4 protein-coding genes and 1 pseudogene are annotated in these 7,463 nt (G+C 47.8%); 1 reads left to right on the top strand and 4 read right to left on the bottom strand.

The window, feature by feature from the left end:
• Positions 1-8: 8 nt before the first annotated feature.
• Positions 9-752 carry a hypothetical protein gene (locus FWJ59_RS06625; protein WP_414481180.1) on the bottom strand — a complete coding sequence of 248 codons (744 nt, stop codon included), beginning with the start codon at positions 750-752 and terminating at the stop codon, positions 9-11.
• A gap of 151 nt (positions 753-903) precedes the next feature.
• On the opposite strand from FWJ59_RS06625, the gene FWJ59_RS06620 reads away from it, so the two are divergent.
• Positions 904-2,529, top strand: a complete 1,626-nt coding sequence (locus FWJ59_RS06620) for a hypothetical protein (RefSeq protein ID WP_414481179.1) — start codon at positions 904-906, stop codon at positions 2,527-2,529.
• Between the two features lie 2 nt (positions 2,530-2,531).
• Here the strand turns inward: FWJ59_RS06620 and lon are convergent, their stop codons facing one another.
• The 3 genes and pseudogenes from lon to FWJ59_RS06605 all read right to left on the bottom strand — a co-directional run.
• Positions 2,532-4,916 carry an endopeptidase La gene (gene lon, locus FWJ59_RS06615; protein ID WP_414481178.1) on the bottom strand — a complete coding sequence of 795 codons (2,385 nt, stop codon included), beginning with the start codon at positions 4,914-4,916 and terminating at the stop codon, positions 2,532-2,534.
• A gap of 255 nt (positions 4,917-5,171) precedes the next feature.
• Positions 5,172-6,845 (bottom strand): ATP-dependent protease LonB, encoded by a 1,674-nt coding sequence (lonB, locus tag FWJ59_RS06610; RefSeq protein ID WP_414481177.1) that lies wholly within the window; start codon positions 6,843-6,845, stop codon positions 5,172-5,174.
• A 286-nt stretch (positions 6,846-7,131) separates the two neighbouring features.
• Positions 7,132-7,463, bottom strand: a pseudogene (locus FWJ59_RS06605) (ATP-dependent Clp protease ATP-binding subunit ClpX); the annotation flags it as partial.

Genomic DNA, 7,463 nt, shown 5'->3' with positions numbered 1-7,463 from the left:
ATATAAGGCTACTCCTCCTGCTCGCCTTCATTGGAGTACATACCTTCATTGGAGTACAAACGTGGATTGAAAGCTCGGGCCTTATCGCGTACATCTTCGATCTGTGGCGGGAACAGCGGAAGTCGGAAGAATTCTTCGCAGAGATTCTCTGAAAATTCTTCACAAGGAGGAATCTCGCAGAATCCAAACGAAGGCACCAGCAGATCAACTTTAGCTACAATCTTCAGGATGATAGTGATGCATGCATCGACCTCGAACCTCAAACCCTCACCGGGTATCGCCTTCCCTGATATGCACATAGCGTTAACAACGCTTTCCAGCTGGAAGGGAATTACCGACTCATCCGGCACAAAGAGTATTACATCTTTTGGAATAACTATGGTGCTATTGCCAGTACCCTTATTGCCTCTTGAGTCCTCAAAAATTACTTCAACCGGTATCTCGACTTTAGTCTGTATCCTTGCAAAATTTGGGCGATCCGGTAGCCTGGTAATCTGTGTGCCTATCAATCTGCCTTTTACGCTGGTGCTTCTGCAGCCTACGAAGGTAAACGGCGGCGTAAAGTTCTGCCAATCCCCACATATGTCCCTTACCACAAGCCTTATGTCCCTTAAAGTTTCCTGCTGAAGACAAGCGTCATACACTTTATTTACCTGGATGCATACCTTTTCAATTATCTTCTTGCATGCATCAAACCCTATCCGACCGGGACACCGTTCATTGCCCTGATTTTTATATGAATAGAAAGACATTCTCAACCCTCCTTTAGTCACGATATGTTCTCGAGGAAATGTGCATCTCCTCTCACTGTGCATAATATGTAAAAACTCAATTATGTGTGATAGGGCATGTGATAAATTTTCAAATCATATCATAAAGATTTACTAAAACGCTAGAAATGAAATGGGTGATACTATGTCAATATGCGACCATAGGTCATTTGTGCTCAAAACCTCCTCGGGAAAACGATGGCACTTTTTTCTCTCGCCCCAGCAGCACATAATGTATTCCCAATTGGATTCCCAAGCAGAAACTGGGTCAACTGTTGAAAGCGTTTTACTGGATCCACAGCCGGTTAAAGACCTTGCAGCTACAATTGATTCCCGCGATAATGTTCATGTATTGGCATATACTACTATAAATCAGCTGGTATATTATCAGTGGAATGGCGTCAAATGGCAACGCCAGACGGTAGAATATCTTCGGACTCCTGCACAAGACATTTCCTTCTTCACCATAATGGCATATCGGGACACCGTGCACATAATGTATTACATCAAGAGTTCAGTAAGGCGCGGGACGGAATTCCTGATACATTATCGAGGCAATGGGAATAAGTGGACAAGGCAAAGGGTCTGGACCTTCACTCCCGACAGCTTAACGGCCATAGAAAGCGTCTTTATTGACAGCCTGGGAAATGTGCATCTGTTATTCAGCCAACAATCCGACCATCAACTTTCGCTGCTATATTGCTGCTTTAGCCCCTCATTTTCTTCCTGGACCCATCCAACAACGATATATAAGCTCGACCGTGAATGCTCAGAATTTTATCTATACGCTGAACCCCATCACCGCCTTCACGTCGTATGGAAGGAAAAGGAAAACTCCAACCATGTCATAAAATATCTATCTATAAGATATGCACTTCAACCTGAACACGATACCCTAGAAGCAAAGGTCATACACACCAGCCAGGACCAGCCCATCCATCCCACCCTGCTGCTATTGGATCAGTTGTATTGCCTATGGGAAGTAAAAGGAGATATATACTGCGCAGCTTCACAGGATGGCGGCAATACCTGGAGTTCTCCACAAAAAATCCCCCACGCTTCATCGGACAATCCGACCTTTTTTTACTACACCTCCTTCGACAGGCCGGATCTTCCCCCCACTTTAAGGTTATGGGGCATAAACTATAAAGAAGTCCTGGACCTCTCAGGTCCTCGGTCAAAGTCGACCGCTGCAACAGCGCAAAAAAAAGAAGGTCAACAATTGGCATCATACAGCCAGCTAGAAAAAAAGGTAGCTGCCATGGAACAGCAACTCGAAAACATAACCTCTAGCATTTATGCCTTTCAAGAACAACTGCTCCAAAATAACAAGGCCATGTATTTCCTGGAAGCCATGGTAAAAAAGCTCTCCTTTCAAATAGAGCAGCTAAGGATATACAGCAAGCAAGCTTTTGCCTACACCGACATATCCCAAAAAGAAAAAAAGCCTGCTCTCGATAAGAAACAGGCCTATCAAACGTCGTCAACTCCACCGCCTCCAATGGACGGCAATAGCACACACAGCACATCGCCTTCCTCGCATTCCACGTTCACTGACGACAATGTATCCTCCCCAAGCGAAGGAAAACAGCTTCCACAGCCCAGAGCTACTGCATCCCCCCCACAGGAAGCCGGAAATGGCTCTCAAAGTGGAGACGTTCTTCAAACTACAACAATGGTACAGACCACAGACAGCCCTAACAGGATAACATTGGGCAATGTGGACATAATAATAAATCCGCAAGACGAAGAGGAGTAAAGCTATTGTTTGGGCTTAGGAACTTCCACCAGGGCATGTTCCAGCACCTGATCCATATGATCCACCAATATTATTTTTACCTTTCGCTTAACGTTCTCGGGGATCTCCTTCAGGTCCTTTTCGTTTTCAGCAGGGATTATGACCTTGGTAATTCCTGCCCTATGGGCTGCCAATACCTTTTCCTTTAGACCTCCGACGGGTAGTACCCTTCCCCTCAGGGTAATTTCGCCCGTCATGGCAACATCGCTGCGGGCGGGTATCCCCGTCAGCGCCGAGATTATGGCCGTGGTCATGGTAATGCCAGCCGAAGGGCCATCCTTGGGTATTGCCCCTTCTGGGATGTGTACATGAATATCGGTATTGTTGTAAAAATTAGGATCTATGCCCAAATCCCGCGCCTTAGCCCGTATATAGCTGAAGCCGGCCTGTGCCGATTCCTTCATGACATCACCCAGCTGACCGGTAAGCACCAGTTTTCCGCTGCCCGGCATATGTATTGCCTCTACAAATAGTGTATCACCGCCCACCGCAGTCCAAGCCAAACCTGTGACAATGCCGGCCTGGTTATGCTGCTCCGCTTTTTCATAGCGGTATATGGGAACGCCCAGATAGCGCTTTAGGTTGCCGTTGGTTATCCGTATGCGCATCTGATTGGTTTCCAGTATCTGCCTGGCAGCCTTCCTGCATATGGTAGCAATCTGTCGCTCCAGATTGCGCACTCCAGCCTCCCGAGTATAATAGTTGATGATATCTCTGATGGCCCGTTCGGATATCTGAACGCTTCCCTCTTTAAGGCCGTGCTCCTTCACCTGCTTAGGAATGAGGTAGCGGGAGGCAATGTGCACCTTTTCCTCTTCGGTATAGCCCGAAATTTGAATGACCTCCATCCTATCCAGCAAGGGCCTCGGTATGGTCTCAAGGGTATTGGCAGTTGTCAAAAACATAACCTTGGATAGGTCAAAGGGCACCTCCAAATAGTGGTCCCGAAAAGCGAAGTTTTGCTCCGGGTCCAGCACCTCCAGCATGGCAGAAGCAGGATCTCCGCGAAAATCGCTGCTCATCTTGTCTATCTCATCGAAGAGAAATACAGGATTTTTTGTACCTGCCTGCTTTATGGAGGCTATAATCCGGCCGGGTATAGCCCCCACATAAGTCCTTCGATGTCCGCGGATTTCAGCCTCGTCCCTCACGCCGCCCAAGGACATCCTAACGAATTTTCTGTTGAGAGCCCGTGCAATAGACCTGGCGATAGAGGTTTTGCCCACGCCAGGCGGACCCACAAAGCACAATATTGGGCCTTTCATCTGCTGGGTCAGCTGGTGCACAGCCAGATACTCCAACACTCGTTCCTTTACTTTTTCCAAGCCATAGTGATCCTCGTCCAATATCTTGGCGGCCTTTTTAATGTCCGTGTTGTCCTCAGTCTCAATATTCCACGGCAGCTCTACAAGCCAGTCCAAATAGGTCCTTATAATCCCTATCTCTGGCGAACCCGGAGGCATTCTATACAGCCTGTCCAGCTCTTTCATGGCCTTCTCATATGCCTCTTCGGGAAGCTGCGCCATCTCTATCTTTCGCTTGTATTCCTCAACCTCTTCGCCTATGCCGTCCTTCTCACCTAGCTCCTTCTGTATGGCCTTGAGCTGCTCCCTTAAATAGTATTCCCGCTGGAGCTTGTCTATCTGTTTTTTTACCCGCTGATTGATCTTCCTCTCAATCTCCAGAATCTGAATTTCCCTGGTCAATATGGCATATAGCTTCTCCAGCCTATCCTGCGGGTCAAATGCCTCTAGGATGCTCTGCTTGTCCTCGACCTTGACCAGCACATTGGTAGCGATGATGTCGGCCAGCTGTCCGGGCTTTTCAACCGCATTGACTGATATCAGGATATCGGGAGATACCCGGTTGCCAAGCTTTACATAATCCTCAAATATATCCAGCACGCTTCGCATCAGAGCTTCCTGTTCCAGATTGCCTGGCTCAGCATCATTTTCCTCAATCTCCTCAATCTCCACTTCAAAATACGGATCGGTGGATATGCACTTGACGATCCGGCCACGCCTAAGCCCTTCCACCAGTACGCGTATAGTATCGCCCGGGAGCTTGAGAAGCTGCTTTATCTTAGATACAGTACCTACGTGGTATATATCTTCAAAGCCCGGATCATCCATCTTTGCGTCCTTCTGGGTAACCAAAAGCAGCTCCTGGTCGTTTATCATTGCCTCCTCCAGGGCTGCGATGGATTTATGGCGCCCTACATCAAAATGCAGCACCATATACGGGAAAACCGTCAATCCCCTAAGCGGCAGGCAGGGGATACGCCTTAATTTATTATCAGCCTTTCGCCTACGCCTACCCCTTTTCTTTTCAGCCGCTTTCTCGGCCATATCGTTATCTCCTCCACACACATAAAAAATCCCGTACCTACATTTTGTCCATCTACTTGGTCTTTTAAGTTAAGAATTATATATAATAAACCGGTTAAAAAAATTATATATAATAACCGGTTAAAAAATCAAGCTGCAGCTGTCCCATCTTATAGATACCACCTTGCACTGCCTACAAAGCTCCAAATATATGCCTACAAAGCTCCAAATATAAAAGGTACAATAAAAACCGGGATTTATAATCCCGGACTTGAATCATTTGGCCTGTGCGCTTAAAAGCCCGGCCTGGTGCGACACTTTTGTAACTCCAGCATCATCTTCCCCTTTATACATGGCATGCTCTATGACCTGTTCAATCCTCTCCACAGGAACAATAGATATGCTGTAGTTTTTGAAAGTTTCCTGCCAGTTCTCCATTGGAATTATCACCTTCTTTACTCCTGCTTGAACGGCCGCTTCTAGCTTAGCTGCGATGCCTCCCACCGGCTTTACCGTTCCCAGGATGGATACCTCTCCCGTCATAGCCACCCTGCCATCAACAGGTTGTCCCGTTATGGCAGAATATATTGCCACCGCCATGGCAATGCCCGCTGAAGGACCATCCACAGGGATACCACCGGGAAAATTGAGATGTATGTCATAATCACGAGGATTTACGCCCAGCCATTTCCTGACAGCCGTCAGCACGTTTTCCACCGAATCTCTGGCTGTGCTCTTCCTGCGCATCCGCTTGCTCTCAGAACCCATCTCCTCTTCATCGATTATGCCTGTCACCGTAACCACGCCTTTCCCCTTCCCGGTCGGCATGGCCGATGCCTCTACTTCCATGATAGTTCCCAGATGGGCGCCATAAACTGCCAGCCCATTCACACATCCCACCATGGGCATGCCCTGTACCTTCTTCTCGGGCCTCGGGCTGTAGTGCCCACTGTTTATTACCCATTCTATATCCTCTACGGTAATGTCGGTCCTTCCCTCAGTCAGAGCAAGGCCTCCCGCCAGCTGTACCATATTGACCGCTTCCCTGCCATTGGCAGCATACTTGCCCACCAGCTCAACCGCCCGTTCGGCAATGGAGAATCCACCCTTCTTAGCCGCATTCCTGGCTATTTGCATGATCTCATCGGGCCTCAACTCTCTGAAAAATATCTCCAGGCATCGAGACCTTATGGCTGCCGGTATCTCGCTAGGGCTTCTGGTGGTTGCCCCAATTAGGCGAAAATCGGCCGGCAAGCCCTTCTGAAATATCTCATGGATGTGGCGAGGAATATTGGTGTCATAGGCGTTGTAATAGGCGCTCTCAAAAAATACCTTTCTGTCCTCCAGAACCTTAAGCAGCTTGTTCATCTGTATGGGGTGAAGCTCACCGATTTCGTCCAGGAAAAGAACGCCTCCATGGGCTTTGGTGACGGCCCCCGGTTTGGGTTGCGGAATGCCGGCAATGCCCAGAGGGCCTGCCCCTTGGTATATGGGATCGTGAACCGAACCTATGAGGGGATCGGCTATGCTGCGCTCATCAAAGCGTATGGAAGTAGCATCCATCTCAATGAACTTAGCATCCGGGCGAAAGGGTGACATGGGATTTTTCTTTGCCTCTTCCAGTACCAGCCGCGCGGCACAGGTCTTTCCCACGCCGGGAGGGCCATAAATTATGACGTGCTGGGGATTGGGCCCGCACAGCGCAGCCTTGAGAGCCTTTATTCCTTCTTCCTGCCCTATTATTTCTTCGAAGCTGGTAGGACGGGTCTTTTCAGATAAGGGCTCGGTCAAAGAAATTTCGCGAAGCCTCTGAAGGTTTTCAAGCTCTTTTTTCGACTCCTTCTCCACTGCAATCTTATTTCCCTGCTGACTTCTAAGCAGGTTCAAAAAATACAGCCCTATAATTATGGCAAAAAAGAGCTGTATTATGATCACAACGTTCCCGAGCAAGTGGTATTCCCCCTTCCTAAAGCCTGACCATGAACTAAAAAGTAACAGCCTGTTTTTAGGTGTTCTTCAGGATAGTATATGTAACCAGAAAATTTTTATCCAATTTTGACATTCTTGCTAGCCTGTTGAAAGCGTTGGCCTTATAAGAAGGGCTATAAAAAGCTTAATTCTCAATTTTTTAACAGGCTTTCTATATATCCCTTTTGCTATTGCCCATGGCGTATTCAGCAATAAAAAAGGGAGCGATGTACTCGCTCCCTTTTTGAGTCTACACTTCTTGCAACGATCACGATACCGATTCACGCTTCTCCTTTTGCTTTTTAAAGCCTTTTCGCGCCCTCTGTCCTTCTGAAATTATTATTATGGGCTCGCTTTTCTTCAGCACCACATCTTTGGTTATTATACACTTCTCGATATCCTCCCGCGAGGGGATCTCAAACATTACATCCAACATCAATTCCTCCATTATGGCCCTCAGGCCACGAGCTCCTGTCTTGCGCTCCAACGCCTGCTTGGCAATCAACCGCAGGGCTTCATCTTCAAATTCCAGCGTTACGCCATCCATCTCAAACAGCTTTTGATACTGTTTGACCAGCGCATTCTTGGGCTCCTTCAAAA

The sequence above is a fragment of the Caldicoprobacter sp. genome (assembly GCF_047459465.1).
In the GTDB taxonomy this organism is placed as follows: Bacteria; Bacillota; Clostridia; order Caldicoprobacterales; family Caldicoprobacteraceae; genus Caldicoprobacter.
This window is presented reverse-complemented; position numbering and strand designations above follow the sequence as displayed.

Excerpts from the sequence above, each read along its gene's own strand:
- FWJ59_RS06625 (WP_414481180.1), bottom strand. The coding sequence starts at position 752 with ATGTCTTTCTATTCATATAAAAATCAGGGCAATGAACGGTGTCCCGGT.
- lon (WP_414481178.1), bottom strand. The coding sequence starts at position 4,916 with ATGGCCGAGAAAGCGGCTGAAAAGAAAAGGGGTAGGCGTAGGCGAAAG.
- FWJ59_RS06620 (WP_414481179.1), top strand. The coding sequence starts at position 904 with ATGGGTGATACTATGTCAATATGCGACCATAGGTCATTTGTGCTCAAA.